Annotated in this window: 19 protein-coding genes; 12 read left to right on the top strand and 7 right to left on the bottom strand. The window is 66.4% G+C overall.

What is annotated here, in order from left to right; genetic code table 11:
• Nucleotide 1 precedes the first annotated feature (1 nt).
• The 6 genes from dapF to Q4S45_RS21745 all read left to right on the top strand — a co-directional run bounded on the left by dapF (nt 2) and on the right by Q4S45_RS21745 (nt 6,615).
• Nucleotides 2-841, top strand: coding sequence for a diaminopimelate epimerase (dapF, locus tag Q4S45_RS21770; protein ID WP_305507514.1), 840 nt, complete (start codon nt 2-4; stop codon nt 839-841).
• Between the two features lie 345 nt (nt 842-1,186).
• On the top strand, nt 1,187-2,242 hold the full coding sequence (locus tag Q4S45_RS21765; protein ID WP_305507513.1) for a porin: 1,056 nt from the start codon (nt 1,187-1,189) through the stop codon (nt 2,240-2,242).
• Nucleotides 2,243-2,479: 237 nt separating this feature from the next.
• Complete coding sequence (locus Q4S45_RS21760; protein ID WP_305507512.1) at nt 2,480-3,733, top strand: porin; 1,254 nt, start codon at nt 2,480-2,482, stop codon at nt 3,731-3,733.
• Nucleotides 3,734-3,841: 108 nt separating this feature from the next.
• Nucleotides 3,842-4,504 carry a DUF484 family protein gene (locus Q4S45_RS21755; protein WP_305507510.1) on the top strand — a complete coding sequence of 221 codons (663 nt, stop codon included), beginning with the start codon at nt 3,842-3,844 and terminating at the stop codon, nt 4,502-4,504.
• 2 nt (nt 4,505-4,506) lie between these two features.
• A complete protein-coding gene (locus Q4S45_RS21750; RefSeq protein WP_305507508.1) occupies nt 4,507-5,436 on the top strand; it encodes a tyrosine recombinase XerC in 930 nt (309 codons plus the stop codon).
• 123 nt (nt 5,437-5,559) lie between these two features.
• A complete protein-coding gene (locus tag Q4S45_RS21745) occupies nt 5,560-6,615 on the top strand; it encodes a GTP-binding protein (protein ID WP_305507506.1) in 1,056 nt (351 codons plus the stop codon).
• A gap of 51 nt (nt 6,616-6,666) precedes the next feature.
• On the opposite strand, the gene Q4S45_RS21740 is transcribed toward Q4S45_RS21745, so the two are convergent.
• Complete coding sequence (locus tag Q4S45_RS21740; protein ID WP_305507505.1) at nt 6,667-6,906, bottom strand: hypothetical protein; 240 nt, start codon at nt 6,904-6,906, stop codon at nt 6,667-6,669.
• On the opposite strand from Q4S45_RS21740, the gene dksA reads away from it, so the two are divergent.
• From dksA to Q4S45_RS21715, 5 genes are all read left to right on the top strand, one after another.
• Complete coding sequence (dksA, locus tag Q4S45_RS21735) at nt 6,905-7,357, top strand: RNA polymerase-binding protein DksA (RefSeq protein ID WP_305507504.1); 453 nt, start codon at nt 6,905-6,907, stop codon at nt 7,355-7,357. The genes Q4S45_RS21740 and dksA overlap by 2 nt on opposite strands.
• Before the next feature lie 217 nt (nt 7,358-7,574).
• A complete protein-coding gene (locus Q4S45_RS21730; RefSeq protein WP_305507503.1) occupies nt 7,575-8,903 on the top strand; it encodes an STAS domain-containing protein in 1,329 nt (442 codons plus the stop codon).
• 158 nt (nt 8,904-9,061) lie between these two features.
• Nucleotides 9,062-9,598: an ATP-dependent protease subunit HslV gene (gene hslV, locus Q4S45_RS21725; RefSeq protein ID WP_305507501.1), complete on the top strand. Its 537-nt coding sequence runs from the start codon at nt 9,062-9,064 to the stop codon at nt 9,596-9,598.
• A gap of 14 nt (nt 9,599-9,612) precedes the next feature.
• The gene (gene hslU, locus Q4S45_RS21720; protein WP_305507499.1) at nt 9,613-10,953 is read left to right on the top strand and encodes an ATP-dependent protease ATPase subunit HslU; all 1,341 of its coding nucleotides are present in this window, start codon (nt 9,613-9,615) and stop codon (nt 10,951-10,953) included.
• Nucleotides 10,954-10,964: 11 nt separating this feature from the next.
• On the top strand, nt 10,965-11,162 hold the full coding sequence (locus Q4S45_RS21715; RefSeq protein ID WP_305507497.1) for a hypothetical protein: 198 nt from the start codon (nt 10,965-10,967) through the stop codon (nt 11,160-11,162).
• A 118-nt stretch (nt 11,163-11,280) separates the two neighbouring features.
• On the opposite strand, the gene Q4S45_RS21710 is transcribed toward Q4S45_RS21715, so the two are convergent.
• Complete coding sequence (locus Q4S45_RS21710) at nt 11,281-11,727, bottom strand: hypothetical protein (RefSeq protein ID WP_305507495.1); 447 nt, start codon at nt 11,725-11,727, stop codon at nt 11,281-11,283.
• Nucleotides 11,728-11,972: 245 nt separating this feature from the next.
• On the opposite strand from Q4S45_RS21710, the gene Q4S45_RS21705 reads away from it, so the two are divergent.
• Nucleotides 11,973-12,710, top strand: a complete 738-nt coding sequence (locus Q4S45_RS21705) for a helix-turn-helix transcriptional regulator (protein ID WP_305507493.1) — start codon at nt 11,973-11,975, stop codon at nt 12,708-12,710.
• Between the two features lie 27 nt (nt 12,711-12,737).
• Here the strand turns inward: Q4S45_RS21705 and Q4S45_RS21700 are convergent, their stop codons facing one another.
• The 5 genes from Q4S45_RS21700 to gspF all read right to left on the bottom strand — a co-directional run bounded on the left by Q4S45_RS21700 (nt 12,738) and on the right by gspF (nt 17,651).
• The gene (locus Q4S45_RS21700) at nt 12,738-13,013 is read right to left on the bottom strand and encodes a hypothetical protein (protein WP_305507491.1); all 276 of its coding nucleotides are present in this window, start codon (nt 13,011-13,013) and stop codon (nt 12,738-12,740) included.
• Between the two features lie 5 nt (nt 13,014-13,018).
• Complete coding sequence (locus tag Q4S45_RS21695) at nt 13,019-13,285, bottom strand: hypothetical protein (RefSeq protein ID WP_305512173.1); 267 nt, start codon at nt 13,283-13,285, stop codon at nt 13,019-13,021.
• 273 nt (nt 13,286-13,558) lie between these two features.
• Nucleotides 13,559-15,778: a patatin-like phospholipase family protein gene (locus Q4S45_RS21690; RefSeq protein ID WP_305507489.1), complete on the bottom strand. Its 2,220-nt coding sequence runs from the start codon at nt 15,776-15,778 to the stop codon at nt 13,559-13,561.
• A 4-nt stretch (nt 15,779-15,782) separates the two neighbouring features.
• The gene (locus Q4S45_RS21685) at nt 15,783-16,418 is read right to left on the bottom strand and encodes a type II secretion system protein N (protein ID WP_305507487.1); all 636 of its coding nucleotides are present in this window, start codon (nt 16,416-16,418) and stop codon (nt 15,783-15,785) included.
• A gap of 12 nt (nt 16,419-16,430) precedes the next feature.
• Nucleotides 16,431-17,651, bottom strand: coding sequence for a type II secretion system inner membrane protein GspF (gene gspF, locus Q4S45_RS21680; protein WP_305507485.1), 1,221 nt, complete (start codon nt 17,649-17,651; stop codon nt 16,431-16,433).
• Nucleotide 17,652: the final 1 nt, after the last annotated feature.

Raw genomic sequence — 17,652 nt, 5'->3', positions numbered from 1 at the left:
CATGAAACTTAAATTTACCAAAATGCACGGCGCCGGCAACGACTTCATCGTCGTCGACGCCATCAATCAACAGGTTGACCTGGCGCCGGCCGAGTGGGCGCGGCTGGCCGAGCGCCGCTTCGGCATCGGCGCCGACCAGATCCTGGTGGTGCAAAAGAGCGACACCGAAGGCGTCGATTTCCGCTACCGCATCTTCAACAACGACGGCGGCGAAGTCGAACAGTGCGGCAACGGCGCGCGCGCCTTCGTCAAGTTCGTCACCGACAAGGGTCTGACGACGCAGCGCGCGATCCGCGTGCAGACCATGAACGGGATCATCGCCCCGCGCCTGGAAGACGACGGCTCGGTGACGGTGGACATGGGCGCGCCGGTGCTCGACCCGGCCAGCGTGCCGTTCGACGCCGCTGGCCTGGATGGCGGCGACGCGGTGTGGCCGCTGTCAATCGACGGCAAGACGCTGAGCTTCTCGGTGGTGTCGATGGGCAACCCCCACGCGGTGCAGGTGGTCGACGATGTCGATACCGCGCCGGTCCTGGAAACCGGGCCGCTGATCGAGCATCACCCGCGCTTTCCGAAGCGGGTCAACGCCGGCTTCATGCAGATCGTCGACCGCCATCACATCCGGCTGCGCGTGTTCGAACGGGGCGCCGGCGAAACGCTGGCCTGCGGCACGGGCGCCTGCGCGGCGGTGGTGGCCGGGATCCGGCGCGGCCTGCTCGATTCGCCCGTGCGCGTGGCGGCGCGCGGCGGCGAGCTGTCGGTGGCCTGGGCCGGCGTTGGCGCGCCGGTGTTCCTCACCGGCCCGGCCGTGACCGTGTTCGAAGGCGAAGTCACGCTGTAATCCTCCCCACGCCATCGGGGGCCTAGTCCCGCGGACCTGCCCCCCATTCGCCCAAATACTTGTATATATATGTACTCCGCGCAAGACCGCGGGGCGCCGCCCTGCGTCCCCCGAATTGTCGAAATGCATAAACTATTGACGTTTGGTTTATGTTGCCGCGTTTCAAAAATACAACAGCGTAATTGGAATTATTGGCGTTCTTCCAAGATAAGCCCTCATAATTGCCCAATCCGGCATTCTTGAGGCAGCAAGCATTTAAGGTTCACCGCATCCGAGTGTCCAGGAAAAATGGCACTTCTCGATGCACCAAACGGATTCGACGATTTCACTTTTAAGGATGGATACATGAAAAAATCACTTTTGGCTCTGACACTTCTGGGCGCGTTCGCCGGTGTTGCACAAGCACAAACAGCGGTTCAGATCTACGGTACGGTTGATGCAGGCGTCACCAAGACCACCGACAAGACGCTCGCCATCGGCAAGCGCGCCAACAACACCCTGGGCTTCAAGGGCACCGAAGATCTGGGCAATGGCCTGAAGGCACTGTTCCAACTGGAAATCCGCTACGAGCCGGACACCGGCACGCTGGAAAGCGTCACCCGTCCGCTGTTCCAGGGCCAGAGCCGCGTCGGCCTGCAAGGCGATTTCGGTATGATCCGCCTGGGCCGTGGCCTGACCGCCTTCCAGGAATCGATCACCGCCTTCGAACCATGGCACGGCCTGCCAACGCCTGCCGGCTTCCAGACCGACCTGCAAGTGGCTGGCTACGCCACCGCGTTCGCGTCGGGCAGCGACCCACTGGGCCCTGCCGGCAACTCGGGCAACCGTTTCTCGAACGCGCTGTTCTACAACTCGCCTGAATTCGCTGGCTTCCAGATCAACACCACGATCGGCACCAAAGAAGCGAACCAGGGCGCACCACTGGTCGGCCGCGGCACCACCGCGCTGCCACAGTACCCAGCGAACTTCGAAGCTTCGACCAACCCGTACTCGATCAGCGCCACCTACAAGAACGGCCCAGTGGCCGCGATGCTGGCCAACGAGCGCAACGCCGTCGAAACCCGCCTGTGGTCGATCGCCGGTTCGGTCATGGCTACGCCTGAGCTGAAGCTGATGGCTTCGTACCAGCGTCAGAACCAGGACCACACCAAGCTGACCAACCCAACCACCAAGGCATGGGTGCTGGGCGCGAACTACACGATGGGCCCAGGCAAGGTACTGGCTGGTTACGGCCAGAAGAGCCCGGACGGCGTCGCCAAGACCCGTCAGCTGTCGGTTGGCTACGAGTACAGCCTGACCAAGCGTACCTACCTGTACGCCGACGCGTCGAAGAAGAAGGGTGGCGTTCAGGTTCCACAGACCCAGAACACCTACGCGCTGGGCATCAACCACGCGTTCTAATCTGACGCAGGGGTTCTCCCCTGCCGCGGAACAGACCTGACAAGGGCGGGGATGGGCGACCATCCCCGCCCTTGCCGCATGTGCGACGCCCCGGGCACAGTGTGTCTTTTCCGCAACCTTGATGGCCCCCGTCGGCCACTGTTTCTGTACAAGCAACACGAACGATGGCATATTGGTTAATGGCGAATTAGTACGCGCGTTCGTTTTACACAAGACACCCCAATTTTCGGAGATCCAATGAAAGCAAAATTCCTCGCCGCTGTAGTCGCAACCTGCTTCGCAGCGCCGGTCCTGGCCCAGTCCAGCGTGACCATGTACGGTATCGCCGACGCCGGCATCATGAAGGCGAGCGGCCAGACCCTGCGCGTGGTCAGCGGCATCGCCGACGGCTCCCGGATCGGCTTCAAGGGCACCGAAGACATGGGCGGCGGGATGAAGGCGATCTTCAACCTGGAAGCGCGCGTGGAACTCGACAATGGTTCGCAGCAGCCTACCCTGCTGAGCCCTGAGCAAGGCCTGTACCTGACGCGCGGCATGGGCGCCCTGCCTGCCCCGCTGCTCGCTGGCCTGCGCGCCGGCTTCCAGCCAAAGGTTGCCGTCAACCCGGAAGGCGCGCTGTTCGACCGCACCTCGATGGTTGGCCTGATTACCCCGGGCGGCGCGATCATGATCGGCCGCATGTACACCCCTGGCTATGAAGTGTTCGCCGCGTCCGACGCGTTCGAGAGCGGCACCGCCGGCACCTGGGGCGGCATCACCGGCGGCACCGCCGGCTTCACCGCACTGGGCGCGGACATCCGTTCGTCCAAGTCGATCCAGTACCGCATCGCCACGCCATCGGGCTTCGGCGGCTCGCTGATGTACGGCGCCAAGGGTTCGGGCTACCTGAACCGCTACAACAAGTTCCTGGGCGCCATGGCGACCTACAAGGCGAACGGCTTCGACGTCGGCATCGCGCACAACCGCGGCTACGACCAGGGCGACGCGGTCAGCCTGGTGACCAGCACCGTCGGCGGCTCCTACACGATCGGCGACAGCAAGTTCTTCGCCGGCTACCACAAGCAGAAGAACGACAATTCGGTCCTGCTGCGCGAATACGTCGCCGGCTTCGAAAGCTCGATCGCACCGTTCGGCGCTGCCGCCGCGCCAACGCTGCGCGCGATCTTCACCCCGAACATCATCGCCAACTCGAAAGTGGACGCGGCAAGCTGGCAGATCGGCGCGCACCAGCGCATCGGCGCCGGCCGCTTCATGGTGTCGATCGCCGAGCAGAACGACCGTACCGCATCGAACAGCGACGCCCGCCTGGTCGCCTTCGGCTACGACTACAACCTGTCCAAGCGCACCGACGTGTACGCAGTGGCAGCGCAGATCCGCAACCAGAACGACGGCCAGTACATCCCTGGCGCGGCCGGTTCGCCTGGCGGCTTCACCAAGGTTCCTGGCGAGCGCACCCGCGGCTACCAGATCGGCCTGCGCCATCGTTTCTGATCGGCCCTGCCCTCGTGAAAAAGACGCCCCCGGGCGTCTTTTTTTATTCCGGCAAGAGACCGCCGGTCGGTTAGAATTGCACTCAAATCAATCCCCTAAAGAAATTCAATGACCGACACCATGGATCCCGTCGCCGTCGCCCAGTTCCTGGTCGACAATCCGCAGTTCTTCGAGCACAACGCCGCCCTGCTGGGCCAGGTCAAGCTGTCGAGCCCGCTGACCGGAAAGGCCGTGTCGCTGCAGGAACGCCAGATGGAAGTGATGCGCGACAAGTACAAGGCGCTCGAACTCCAGATGAGCGAGCTGATCCGCCTGGCCCAGGACAACGCGGCCATCGCCAACAAATTCCACGGCTGGACCCAGGCGCTGCTGCAGACGCGCCATGGCGCCGACCTGCCGCGCGCGCTGGTCGACGGCCTGTGCCGCCAGTTTGACGTGCCGCAGGCCACCCTGCGCCTGTGGGACCTGGCGCCCGGCCACGTCACCGAATGGTATGCCCAGGACGTGTCCGAAGACGCGCGCCTGTTCGCCAACAGCCTGATGGCGCCCTACTGCGGCAGCAACCACGACTTCGAAGCGGTGCGCTGGCTGGACGATCCGCAGGCGGTGCAGTCGACCGTGATCCTGCCGCTCAAGAGCGGCGGCGCCGCCTTTGGCCTCTTGATCCTCGGTTCGCCCGACCCGCAGCGCTTCGCCGCCGAGATGGCGACCGACTTCCTGACCCACATCGGCGCCACCGCCGGCGCCGCGCTGGCCGGGCTGCGCGCCTGAGCATGGACGAGCGGCTGGAGCGCTATCTGGCGCAACTGGCCACCCAGCGCCAGCTGTCGCCGCTGACGGTCGAGGCCTACCGGCGCGACCTGCTCGAACTGGCCACGCTGGCCGGCGCGCGTCCGTGGGAAGCGGTCCAGCATGCCGACATCCGCCGCTTCGCCGCGCAGCTGCATGCGCGCGCGCTGAATCCGCGCTCGATCGCCCGCAAGCTGTCCTCCTGGCGCCGCTTCTACGACTGGCTGTCGCAGCAGGCGCCGCTGGCGGCCAACCCGGTCGACGGCGTGCGCGCGCCGCGCCGCGCCAAGACCTTGCCGAAGGCGCTGTCGGTGGACGCCGCGGTGCAGCTGGTGTCGGGCGGCGCCGTCCCGCGCGCCCATCCCGAACCGGACGAGCTGTGCAACCGCGCGATGTTCGAGCTGATGTATTCGAGCGGGCTGCGGGTGTCCGAACTGGCCGGCCTCGACATCGTGTACGCCAAACCGGCGCCGGGCGAGGCCGGCCCGCTGGGATGGCTCGACCTCGACGCCGGCGAGGTGCTGGTCACCGGCAAGGGCAACAAGATGCGCCGCGTGCCGGTCGGCAGCCACGCCGCCGAAGCATTGCGCGCCTGGCTGGCGGTGCGCCCGCCGGCGCGCGACGGCGGCAACGCGCTGTTCCTGTCGAACCGCGCAACCCGGGTGTCGCCGCGCGTGATCCAGCTGCGCCTGGCGCGTCACGCGGTGCAGGCCGGCGCCACGGTGCGCGTCCATCCGCACGTGCTGCGCCACTCGTTCGCCTCACACGTGCTGCAGTCGTCGGGCGACCTGCGCGCGGTGCAGGAAATGCTGGGCCACGCCAGCATCGCCTCGACCCAGGTCTACACGGCGCTCGACTTCCAGCACCTGGCCGCCGCCTACGACAAGGCCCATCCGCGCGCCAAGTCCAAATAGCCGGGTTGCACTGGCATTGATGTGGATCAAGCCGCGGCGCGGCAGTTGGAAGCAAATAGGGAAATCCGGCATAATCGCTCGATTATTTTCTAACCGCGGCGCAACAGGCATACGGCAACGACCATGGCATTAATCCCCAGCACCATCCTGACCGGCTTTCTCGGCGCCGGCAAAACCACGCTGCTCAACCGCATCCTGCAGGAACAGCACGGGCTGAAGATTGCCGTCATCGAGAACGAGTTCGGCCAGGAAAACATCGACAACGAGATCCTCATGCACAACAGCAATGAGCAGATCGTCGAGATGAACAACGGCTGCATCTGCTGCACCGTGCGCGGCGACCTGATCGAGGCGCTCTCGAGCCTGGCGCGCAAACGCGACGCCGGCGAGATCGCGTTCGACCGCGTGGTGATCGAAACGACCGGCCTGGCCAATCCCGGCCCGGTGGCCCAGACCTTTTTCGTCGACGAGGAAGTCGGCGCCCACTACCTGCTCGACGCGGTGGTCACGGTGGTCGACGCGCGCCACGCGATGGCCCAGCTGGACGAGCACGAGGAAGCGCAGCGCCAGGTCGGGTTCGCCGACAAGATCCTGCTGTCGAAGACCGACCTGGTCGACGCCGCCGCGCTCGATGCACTCACCGCGCGCATCAAGCGCATCAACCCGCGCGCGCCGATCGCACAATCGGACTTCGGCCGCGCCCCGATCGCCGAGGTGCTGGATCTGCGCGGCTTCAACCTGAACGACAAGCTCGAACTGGACCCGGCCTTCCTGGCCGCCGAGGAAGCGCACGAGCACGACCACGACCACGACCATGATCACGAGCACGTGCACACCGAAGCCTGCGACCACAGCCACGACCATCACCATGCGCACCACAGCGACGACATCGCCGCCTTCGTGTTCAAGAGCACCCGTGCGTTCGACCCGGCCATGCTCGACGAGTTCCTCGGCAACATCGTCCAGGTGTTCGGTCCGCGCATGCTGCGCTACAAGGGCGTGCTGCTGATGAAAGGGGCCGACCGCAAGGTGGTGTTCCAGGGCGTGCACCAGATCATGGGCAGCGACGTGGGCGCGAAATGGGGCGAAACCGAGGAACGTGGCAGCAAAATGGTTTTTATTGGCAAAAATCTACCAAAAGATGTCTTTATCCGGGGTTTGGAGCAATGTTTGGTATAAACTATCCCGGTTTTACGGCGCCGGCCCACGAAGCCGGGCGCCGCCTTTGTGTCACCACTGAAGGGTAAACATCGGGATGGCCATTATGAAGGAAACCGTGAGCAAGACGGCCGCCAAAACGGCCGCGGCGGCAGTCAAGGCGGCGCCCGTGGCGACGGCGCCGGCGGCCAGGAAAAAGGCGGCCGCGCAGCAGGCCGTCAAGGTAGTGAGCTCGCCCGCAGAACCGGAAGTCGCGGCCGAGTTAGCTGATAAAATGAAAACCTCTGTCGTATCGAAGGTAAGTGAAGTCATGACTAAAACAACGAAATCCGCCCCCGCCGCGACCGCAGAAGCCCCTCTCTTGTCCGAAGAAGCAATCCGGGCGATGAACGAGAAGGACTACATGAATCCGGCCCAGCTGGCTTTTTTCAAGGCGCGCCTGCAGCAGCTTGAAAAAGACCTCCTCAAGAACGCCGGCGAAACCACCGAGCACCTGCGCGAAACCGTGCTGGTGCCCGACCCGGCCGACCGCGCCACCATCGAGGAAGAGCATGCGCTCGAACTGCGCACGCGCGACCGCGAGCGCAAGCTGCTCAAGAAGGTGCAGCAGTCGATCGCCGCGATCGACGCCGGCGACTACGGCTGGTGCGAAGAGACCGGCGAGCCGATCGGCATCCCGCGCCTGATCGCCCGCCCGACCGCGACCCTGTCGCTCGAAGCGCAGCAGCGCCGCGAACTGAAGCAGAAGCTGTACGGCGACTGATCCCGCGCCGGCGTTCCCCAAAAAAGCATGCGCTCGCGCATGCTTTTTTGTTTTCCGGCCAGCGGTGCACACAAAAAGCTTGCCCATAGGCTACACTAAGCCCCGGGGTCTGGTCCTGCGGACCTGACCCCATCTGCTGGGCGCCGACCGATCGCGCGCCGGTGCCGCAACCGTGCTACCGTCATGTTTGGCAGCGTAATCGCACACAGGAACCGACTTGGGGATTTTTTCTTTATTCAAGAAGAAAGACGGGGCGCCGACCGACGGCGCCGGCCCGGCCACGCGCCTGCGCACGGGCGAACCGTCGCGCTTCGGCCTGGACGAGGCCGAGCGCGCGCGCCAGCGCGAGATCGCCCGCGCCACCGCCGCCAAGATCGACGCGATCGAATCGGCGATGGCCTTCGACATCTTCAATGAACCCGAGCCGGCCTGGGGCAGCGGCGCGCGGCGCCCGGCCCGCACCAACGCCCAGATCGCCGCCGACGCGAGCGGTCCCGACACCCTGCCCCCGCTGGAACTGGCCACCACCGAACTGCTGCGCGACGACACCGCGCCCCAGGACGCAACGGCGCCCCAGACCGCGCCGGTGATCGAAGAAATCGCCATCATGTTCGCCAACAACCAGGCGCCGGTGGCCGAGGCGATGCTCATCGACAGCCTGGCCGATGTCGGCCGCACCGAACGCACCGTGTGGTGGATGCTGTTCGACCTGTACCAGGGCAGCGGCCGCCAGGAGGCGTTCGACGACCTGGCGATCGATTACGCGAGCCATTTCGAAACCTCGCCGCCGGCATGGAACCCGGTGCTGCCGGCGGCGGCGGAAAAACCCGTCACCGGCGTCACGCCGACCGAATCGTTTGGCCCCCTGCTCGACGAATCCATCGCGCCGCAATTGGAGCGGCTGCTGGAGCGGGCCGCGGCCAGCGCAGCGACCCGGCTCGAATTCGGCCGGGTCCAGGCGGTCACGCCGGAAGGCTGCGCGCGCCTGCTGACCGCCCTGACCGTGCTGCGCGCGGGCAAGCGCGAGCTGATCGTGGCCGGCGCCGCGGAACTGGCCGAGATCGTGCGTTCGACCATCGAGATCGGCCAGCGCGACGCACCGGAGGCGCCGTGGCTGCTGCTGCTCGAACTGCTGCAGCTGATGAACCGCGAAAAGGATTTCGAAGAGACGGCGATGGATTACTGCGTCACCTACGAGCTGTCGCCGCCCTCGTTCGAGGCGCCGGCCAACGTCGCCACCGCGGCCGACGCGCGCGCGCCGTCGCGTTCGGACCGCTTCATGCTGCCGGTGCTCATCGACGGCGGCGCCGACAAGCTGTTCGACGCGATCGACGCCTACGCCGCGCAGTCCGATCCGGTGGTGCTCGACTGCTCGCGCCTGGCGCGGGTCGACTACAACGCCGCCGCCGGGCTGCACAAGCGCCTGCGCGCGCTGGCCGCCGCCGGCAAGACCGTCGAATTGCGCGATATTAACCACCTGGTCGCCGCCCTGTTCAAATTGATGGGCTTCACCGAAGTGGCGCGCTTGTTCCCGCACAAGTATTAAACTAGCCGGAAGGGTTCTGGTGCTGCGCACCTGACCCATCTTGGTTTCCGTTGCCTACAAAAATGGGGTCAGGTCCGCAGGACCAGACCCCTCCTTCTGTCTTGCAATTTGGATCGGCACCCCCATTGTTTGGTAGTTACAACGCTACGAGGCAGAACATGGAACAATTTCACGGCACCACCATCCTGTGCGTGCGGCGCGGCAAGCAGGTCGCGCTCGGCGGCGATGGCCAGGTCACGCTCGGCAACATCGTCATGAAGGGCACGGCGCGCAAGGTGCGCAAGCTGTACCAGGGCAAGGTGCTGTGCGGCTTCGCCGGCGGCACGGCCGACGCCTTCACCCTGCTCGACCGTTTCGAAGGCAAGCTGGAAAAGCACCAGGGCCACCTGCTGCGCGCCTCGGTCGAACTGGCCAAGGACTGGCGCACCGACCGCGTGCTGCGCCGCCTCGAAGCGATGCTGCTGGTGGCCGACTCGGAATCGACCCTGGTCATCACCGGTAACGGCGACGTGCTCGAGCCGGAGGACGGCATCGGCGCGATCGGCTCGGGCGGCGTGTACGCCCAGTCGGCCGCCAAGGCGCTGATCGAGAACACAGAGCTGGCGCCGGCGGACGTGGTCAAGAAATCGCTGACCATCGCCGGCCAGCTGTGCATCTACACCAACCTGTCCCACATCATCGAAACGCTGGACTGAGCGCGGAAAATCACATGAACATGACCCCACTGGAAATCGTTTCCGAACTCGACAAGCACGTGGTCGGCCAGGGCAAGGCCAAGCGCGCGGTCGCCATCGCGCTGCGCAACCGCTGGCGCCGCCAGCAGGTCGAAGAGCCGCTGCGCCACGAGATCACGCCGAAGAACATCCTGATGATCGGCCCCACCGGCGTCGGCAAGACCGAGATCGCGCGCCGCCTGGCTCGGCTGGCTGACGCGCCCTTCATCAAGATCGAGGCGACCAAGTTCACCGAAGTGGGCTACGTCGGGCGCGACGTCGACACCATCATCCGCGACCTGATCGACATCGGCATCAAGCAGACCCGCGCCAGCGAGGCGAAGAAGGTGCGCCAGCGCGCCGAGGACGCGGCCGAGGACCGCATCATCGACATCCTGGTGCCGCCGGCGCGCGACTTCGGCTTCAACGTGACGCCGGCCGCCAGCGAAGCGAAGGAAGGCGACAACACGCGCCAGACCTTCCGCAAGCGCCTGCGCGAAGGCGCGCTTGACGACCGCGAGGTCGAGATCGAAGTGGCCGACGCCGGCCCGCAGATGGAAATCATGGCGCCGCCCGGCATGGAGGAAATGACCGAGCAGATCAAGGGCATGTTCTCGGGCCTGGGCGCGGCGCGCAAGAAGCCGCGCAAGCTCAAGGTCAAGGACGCGATGAAGCTGCTGATCGACGAGGAAGCCGGAAAGCTGATCAACGAAGACGAGATGAAGCAGAAGGCGATCACCAACGTCGAGCAGAACGGCATCGTGTTCCTCGACGAGATCGACAAGATCGCCTCACGCTCCGAGCACGGCGGCGTGGACGTTTCGCGCGCGGGCGTGCAGCGCGACCTGCTGCCGCTGGTCGAAGGCACCACCGTCAACACCAAGTACGGCATGATCCGCACCGACCATATCCTGTTCATCGCGTCGGGCGCCTTCCATCTGGCGAAACCGTCGGACCTCATTCCGGAACTGCAGGGGCGCTTCCCGATCCGGGTCGAGCTCGAGTCGCTGTCGATCGCCGATTTCGAGCGCATCCTCACCTCCACCGACGCCTGCCTGACGGCGCAGTACGAAGCGCTGCTGGCGACCGAGGGCGTGAAGATCGACTTCGCGCCCGAAGGCATCACGCGGCTGGCCGAGATCGCGTTCTCGGTCAATGAGCGCACCGAGAACATCGGCGCGCGGCGCCTGTACACGGTGATGGAAAAGCTGCTCGAGGAAGTGTCGTTCAACGCCACCGAATCGGGCGGCCAGACCGTGCGGATCGACGCGGCCTACGTCAACGACCGGCTCGACAAGCTGGCCGACAACGAGGACCTGTCGCGCTACGTGCTGTAAGGAGAACGTCGATGGCGAACAAGGCGCTGGCGACACGCCAGAAGATGACGATTCGGGTCGAACCGTCGCAGCAGTTCGGCAAGCCGCGCAACCCGGTCGCGGTGGCCGCCAAGCAGCGCCCGGGCGGGCCGCACGTGAAGAGTCCGACTGCGCAGCGCCAGGCCGAAAAGCGCGCGCTGGCCAAGGCCAAGCTGGTGGCGGACGACTAACTTTGGCGTTCCCGAAAATGGGGTCAGGTCCGCAGGACCAGATCCCGCGGGAGCTCGCGCCGCGTCACGAAGCCGGGGTCTGGTCCTGCGGACCTGACCCCATCTGCAGCTATTCCTTTTACTTGCGCACCCAGGCCGCGTTCGGCGGCGGGCAGGTCACTTCGCGCGCGCGGCTGGCGTCGTGCAGGATGCCCGGCACGTAGTTGACGGTGCTGCTGGTGACGCAGTAGCTCTTGCCGCCGTAGGTGATGCGCTCGATGATGACGCCGTCGCTTGATCGGTACTGGTCGACGATGCGGGTGTTGGAGCGGTCGATGTAGGCGCCGTCGGCGGCCTTCTCGAAGCGCTGTTCGGCGGTGTCGCCGCTGAACGACTGGTCCTTCGGCGGCACCGGCAGCGGCTTGGGCTGCGCGGCCCGCCAGTCGCGGTCGGCCTGCACCGCGTCGCGCTTGGCCTTCTCCAGATCCTCCACGCCTTGTCTGGTCGGCGCCTGCTGCGCGTAGGCGCTGCCCGCTGCGAGCAGCAAGGCAAAGGCAAAGGAAAGTCGGAGCGTATCGGAGGTCATGGATTCATCATAGCAAAGCGGCGGCAGCGCACGCACCGCAGATGAAAAAAATGGGGTCAGGTCCGCAGGACCAGACCCCGATATCTGGTGGGCCGCCAGCGGGCGCCGCCAAGGGCTCCCGCTATCAGGCCATGCGAAGCAGTGTGTCCGGTTCCGGCCGGCTCGGCCATCATCTTGTGCAAAGCACCGTTAAACGGTACATTGGGTGCCGCCATCCGGTACATTTCACTTTTTCAGGGACATCCATGAGCTCACCCGAGCTGGTATTGCAGGTGCTGCGCGCCGAATTGCGCGCCGCGGCCATCACCTACAAGGCGCTGGCCGAGCGGATCGGCATGAGCGAGTCGAGCGTCAAGCGCATGTTCGGCCAGAAGGACATGACCTTGTCGCGCCTGGCGCAGATCTGCAGCGCCAGCGGCATCGCGCTGGAAGACGTGCTGCGCCGCGCGGCCGACGTGCAGCCCGAGGCGGACACGCTGACGGCGGTGCAGGAAAAGGCGCTGATCGCCAAGCCGCGGCTGCTGCTGGTGGCGATCTGCTGCCTGGGCCACTGGACGCTGGAACAGATCGTCGAGACCTACGAGATCAGCGAGCCCGAATGCATCGGCTTCCTGGCGGAGCTGGACCGGCTGGGCGTGATCGAACTGAAACCGATGAACCGCTACAGCCTGCGGGTGTCGAACGCCTTTCGCTGGCTGGCCGACGGGCCGGTGCAGCAGTATGTGCGCGAGCACGTGGTGGCCGACTACTTCAGCGGCCACTTCGACGGCCCTGGCGAGACCTTGATGTGCCTGCCGGCGCGGCTGTCGCTGCCGAGCGCGCGCGAGCTGGTGCAAAAGATCCAGCAGCTGGCCGGCGAGCTGGCGCGGCTGCACCAGAGCGACCGGCGACTGCCGGCCAGCGAGCGCGATGGCTTTACGCTGCTTTTGGGGTTCCGGTCGTGGGAGTTTGCGGCATTCACCGAGATGCGGCGCAGCGCCTGAGGTTTGCCGAATCCGTCCAGTGAATGGTCAACTCGCCGCGCGAGCAGGTGAAATGCCGAGGAAATCGGGTGAGGCCTCTATTAATTCAGCCATTGGAATGGCATGCATAACATCCGTCATAGCGCTGGCCATTGCTTCGCGCGCGCTTTTCGCTTCGCGGGAAAATTCAAGAGCGATAAGCCCCGGCGTTCCTGTTCCAACCAGCGAATCAGTGCATCCTGCCGAGCCAAGACGTTCCACAATCTCGTCCAGATTCGTGTCGGTTCGACGCAGCGAGAATGTCAAGGTGAAAAAGTATTCCATGAGGGCTACTCCGAATCCCGCGCGTAACGCGCTTTGCGGATAACGCAATTATCGACAACCCGACGCAGCGCCTTTGCATGACTCCCGGCATTTTTCGGCGTGCTCCACACACTGGCAATACAGAACAAGCCGAAACGGCAGGTCATGTCATTGTAGGGGCAATAGATCCTTCCCCACGCATGCGCGCCACCGATCTCCACTCGCCAGCCTTGCGCTTCTGCGTGCTTCAGGGCGGATTCCACTTCCTTCTTCGGATGGACAGGACGGGGCATCGGCGTTTTGAGTGTAAGTTCGCCCACGGCCTCCGTCAAGCGGCGGCGGCATTCGCGGCTTGTTAGTGTGGATCAAAGATGAGCAAGCCAGTTTGCGGTGTCCCAACCAAAGTCCAGCGGCGGCGACTAACCATGGGAGTTCGCGGCGTTCACCGAGATGCGCGCCAGGCCTGAACCCGGCGCTACAGAATCGATACGCATGCGTTCAAGTATTATTCTTGTTCACGCTACGTGAACGCTCAAAAGAATTGAACGACGGTTGATCCTCATGGGTTACCAGACCGGGCCTAGGAACAGGTACAGCGTGCGGTCGCCATTCTGCGTCGCCCCGGCGCCCAGGTAGGCCGGGCCGAAGCGCGTATCGACGGCGAAGAAGCCGCTGGCGGCCTGCTTGCGCGAGGTGCTCTTGAGCGACGGCGGCTGGTCGAAGCCGCCGCCCGTCTCGAGCGAAAAGCCGGCGCGCACCGTGCCGCCGAGGGTAATCGGCAAGGCGCCCACCCGGCGCGCCAGCACCAGCCGGCCGAAGGCGATGGTGCGCCCCTGGATCGAGTCGGCCGGCGTGCCGGACAGGCGCAGGAAGCCGCCCAGGCTCAGTGGCGCCGCACCGCTCTGCGCGTGGGCCCATTCGCCGTACACGTGGCCGGCCCAGTTGTCCGTATGGAGCGCGGCCATGCCGGTGATCGACGAGCGCGCCAGCGACTGGCCGATCTGGCCGCTCGCCGGCGAGCGCTCGAGCGACGCATCGAGCCGTCCGCCGCGGCTCGGGAAGCCCAGCGAGTCGAGCGTGTCGAACCGGTAGCGCACGAACTGGGTGGTGTCGTACGAGGTCGCGGTGCCCACCTGCTCGGGCACCACCACGCGCGTGCCGGCGCTCTGGCGCGTCACGCCGGCGGACACCTCGCCCCAGTTGCCCAGTTCGCGCCCAAGCGCCAGGCTGGCGCCGCGCACGTTGTAGGCATTGCGCGCGAGGCGCCGTCCGCCGGAAAAAATGTCGCCCGACGCCGAGCCGTATTGCAGCGACGGCGCGATAAACCACGGCGAGCCGGCGCCCAGCGGCTGCCAGAACTGCACGCCGAAGTCGCGCTTGTCGCCGATTCCCATCAAGGCGCGCACCTCGGCGCCCCAGCTGTTGAGGGAGGTGCGCACGTACATCAGCTTGAGCGCGAAGCTGTTGGCCTCGTCGAAGTCGCTCGCCAGTTCCAGGCCGATGCGCAGGCGGCTTCTGGCCCACCCTGCCTCGCTGGCACGAATCAGCACGTCACGCTTGCCGTCCGAATCGACGATATCGGTCTCCACCCGCGCCAGGTCGCCGCGCCCGTACAGGGTGTCGGCCGCTTCGCGCACCTGCGCCAGCGTGGCCGGCTGGCCCGGCTTCAGGCCCGACTGCGCCACCAGCGCCGCGGGATTGATGCGGCCATTGCTGCGCGCCTCGACCTTTGCCAGCGGCAGCGCGGTGTCGGCCAGCGCGGGCGCCGCCAGCCGGCGGTTTTCGAACTGGGCGTATTGTTTCGCGTCCAGCGCCAGCGGCGCGAGCCGCGCAGCCAGCGCGCGTGCGGCCTTCTCGCCGGCGCCGATCGCGCCGTTCACGTGCGAGAAATCGAGGAAGGTGACCGATCCCAGGTCGGGCGCAATCAGGATGTCCTGCGGCTGCAGTTCCTTCAGCGAGCGCTGGACGTTCTGCTCGGTGAGGATGTTGAGCATCTGCTGCGCCACGCCGAGCGCGCTGCCGAGCTCCTTCTCCGGCGCCAGCGGCGTGCCGACATTGACGGCGATGACGATGTCGGCGCCCATCGCATGCGCCATGTTGACCGGCAGGTTGCGCACCAGGCCGCCGTCGACCACCAGGCGCTGATCGACCCGCACCGGCGCGAACACGCCCGGCACCGCCAGCGAGGCGCGCATGGCCAGGAACAGCGGCGTGTCCACCAGCTCGACCGGCTCGCCCGTCAGCAGGTCGGAGGCGACGGAGCGGAACGGCAGCGCGAGCTGGCTGACCGACAGGTCGCGCGTGCCCGCCGGCAGCAGCCGGCCCAGCGCCTGTTCGAGCGCCGCGTTGCCGGCGGCCGAAGGCGGCAGCGTCAGGCCGTCGCGGTGCAAGCCGAACTCGATCCGCGACGGCAGCAGCACATCTTCCTCGCGGCGCCGGAACGCCAGGTGGTCGCGCGCCGGCCGGTCGGCCACCACCTGGTCCCAGTTGGTTTCGCGCGCCATTCGTTCGAGGTCGTCGACCGAGGCGCCGGCCGCATAGGCGCCGCCCACCACGCTGCCCATGCTGGTGCCGACCACCATGTCGACCGGCACGTGCAGTTCGCGCAGCACGCGCAGCACGCCGATGTGGGCGAATCCGCGCGCGCCGCCGCCCGACAGCACCAGCGCGATGCGCGGGCGCGCCGCGGTGATTTCGGCGGCGTGGAGAGAAGCCGGATATGCGGCGGCCAGCAGCCACGCGCCGGCGGCAGCGAGGGCGTTCAGTTGCCTGACCAACGGCGGCACGCGCTTACTGCAGTTGAGTGGGAGCGCCGCCCGGCGTGGCCTGGCGCACCGGCGGCGGCATCTGCACGGGGGCCGGCGGCGGCGGCGCCGGCTGCGGCGCGCCGGTCATCGACGGCGGAGCCATCATCGCGGGGTTCGGGTTGAACTGGGGCCCGCCATTGTTGGGCGCCGCCTGTGGTTGCGGCTGCGGCTGCGGCTGGACCTGCTGCTGGTTCGGCGCCGGCGGCGCGCCGCCCGCCGCGGCCGACTTGGTTTCCGCCGGCAGGTCGATGCGCTTCAATACCCCGCCGTCGGACAGCATCACGTAGCGCGGGTGGACTTCCTGCACGGTGATGCCGGCGGCGACCTGCTTGCCCAGCTTGAGCGCCTGCGGCGGGCCGTTGTCGGCGACGATGATGGCGACGCTGTCGCGCCCCGCCGCCACTACGCCGGTCAGCTGGTAGTTGCTGGCCACGGCGGCGGAGGCCTGGCCGCCGAACAGCGAGGCGGCCGCGTCGATGCCGGGCGGCGGCATGGCCGGCGCGGGCGCCGCCGCCAAGGGGCGCTGGGCCGGCTGGTACAGCTGCAGCACCCAGTACGCGATCGAGGCCGACAGGACGATCAGGGCAAGGAAACTCAATAACAGGGGCAATCGCTTCATCGTGTCTCTCGGTTACCGCACCAGCTGGTTGATTTCAATGATCGGCATCAGCACCGCCAGCACGATCAGCAGCACCACCACCCCCATAGCCAGGATCAGCGCCGGTTCGAGCAGGCCGGCGATCGTCAGCGCGCGCCGTTCCAGGTCGGCCTGCTGCGACGCGGCCGCGCGTTCGAGCATGGCGGGCAGCTCGCCCGTGATTTCGCCGGCGCGGATCATGTGCACCAGCATCGGCGGGAAGTGCTTCTGGGCCGACAGCGCGCGCGCCAGGCCGACGCCTTCGCGCACGCTGGCCGACGCTTCTTCCACCAGCGCCTTCATGGCGACGTTCGACAGCGTGTCGCGGCTGGTGTCGAGCGCGCGCAGGATCGGCACGCCCGAACCGGTGGTAATCGCCAGCGTGCTGGCGAAGCGCGCCGTGTTCATGCTGCGCTCGAACTTGCCGTACACGGGCGCCGTCAGCAGCCAGGTATGGAAGCGCAGCTTGAGATCGGGGTTCTTCAGCGCGCGGCGCCAGAGCATGAAGGCGCCGATCAGGATCAGCGCGACGTAGATGCCGTAGGCGCGTACGAAATTCGACACGCCCAGCATCATCACGGTCAGGATCGGCAGCTTCTGCTTGGTGTTGGCGAACACCGAGACGATCTGCGGCACCACGTAGGTGAGCAGGAAGATCACGATCGCGAACGCCACCACGGTGACGATGCCGGGATAGATGAAGGCCAGGCGCACTTTCTGGACCAGCGCGTTGCTGCGCTCGATGTAGTCGGCCAGGCGCGAGAGCACGCGCGCGAGCTGGCCGATCTGCTCGCCCGACGCGACCAGCGCGCGGTAGATCTCGGCGAAGTCGCGCGGGTGGCGTGAGAGCGCGTCGGAGAACGAGGAGCCGCCCATCACTTCGGAGCGGATCGAGGCGACCAGGTCCCGCACGTAGGCGCGCTCGGCCTGTTCGAGCAAGGCGGTGAAGGCCTGTTCGAGCGGCAGGCCCGCTTCGAGCAGGCTGGCCAGCTGGCGCGTGAACAGCGCCAGCTCGACCTGCGATAATTTTTCGCCGAAGCCGCGGCTTTTGGACACGCCGGCCGCATCGACCTGGGCGGCGATGGCGTCCACCGCGATCGGGGTCAGTCCCTGGCCGCGCAGGTCGGCGCGCGCCGAACGGGCGTTGTCGGCGTTGACCACGCCCTTGCGGGTGGCGCCGCCGACATCGACGGCTTCGTAGCGAAATGCCGGCATC

Origin of the sequence: Massilia sp. R2A-15, from assembly GCF_030704305.1 — a bacterium.
Lineage (GTDB): Bacteria > Pseudomonadota > Gammaproteobacteria > Burkholderiales > Burkholderiaceae_D > JAFCUW01.
This window is presented reverse-complemented; position numbering and strand designations above follow the sequence as displayed.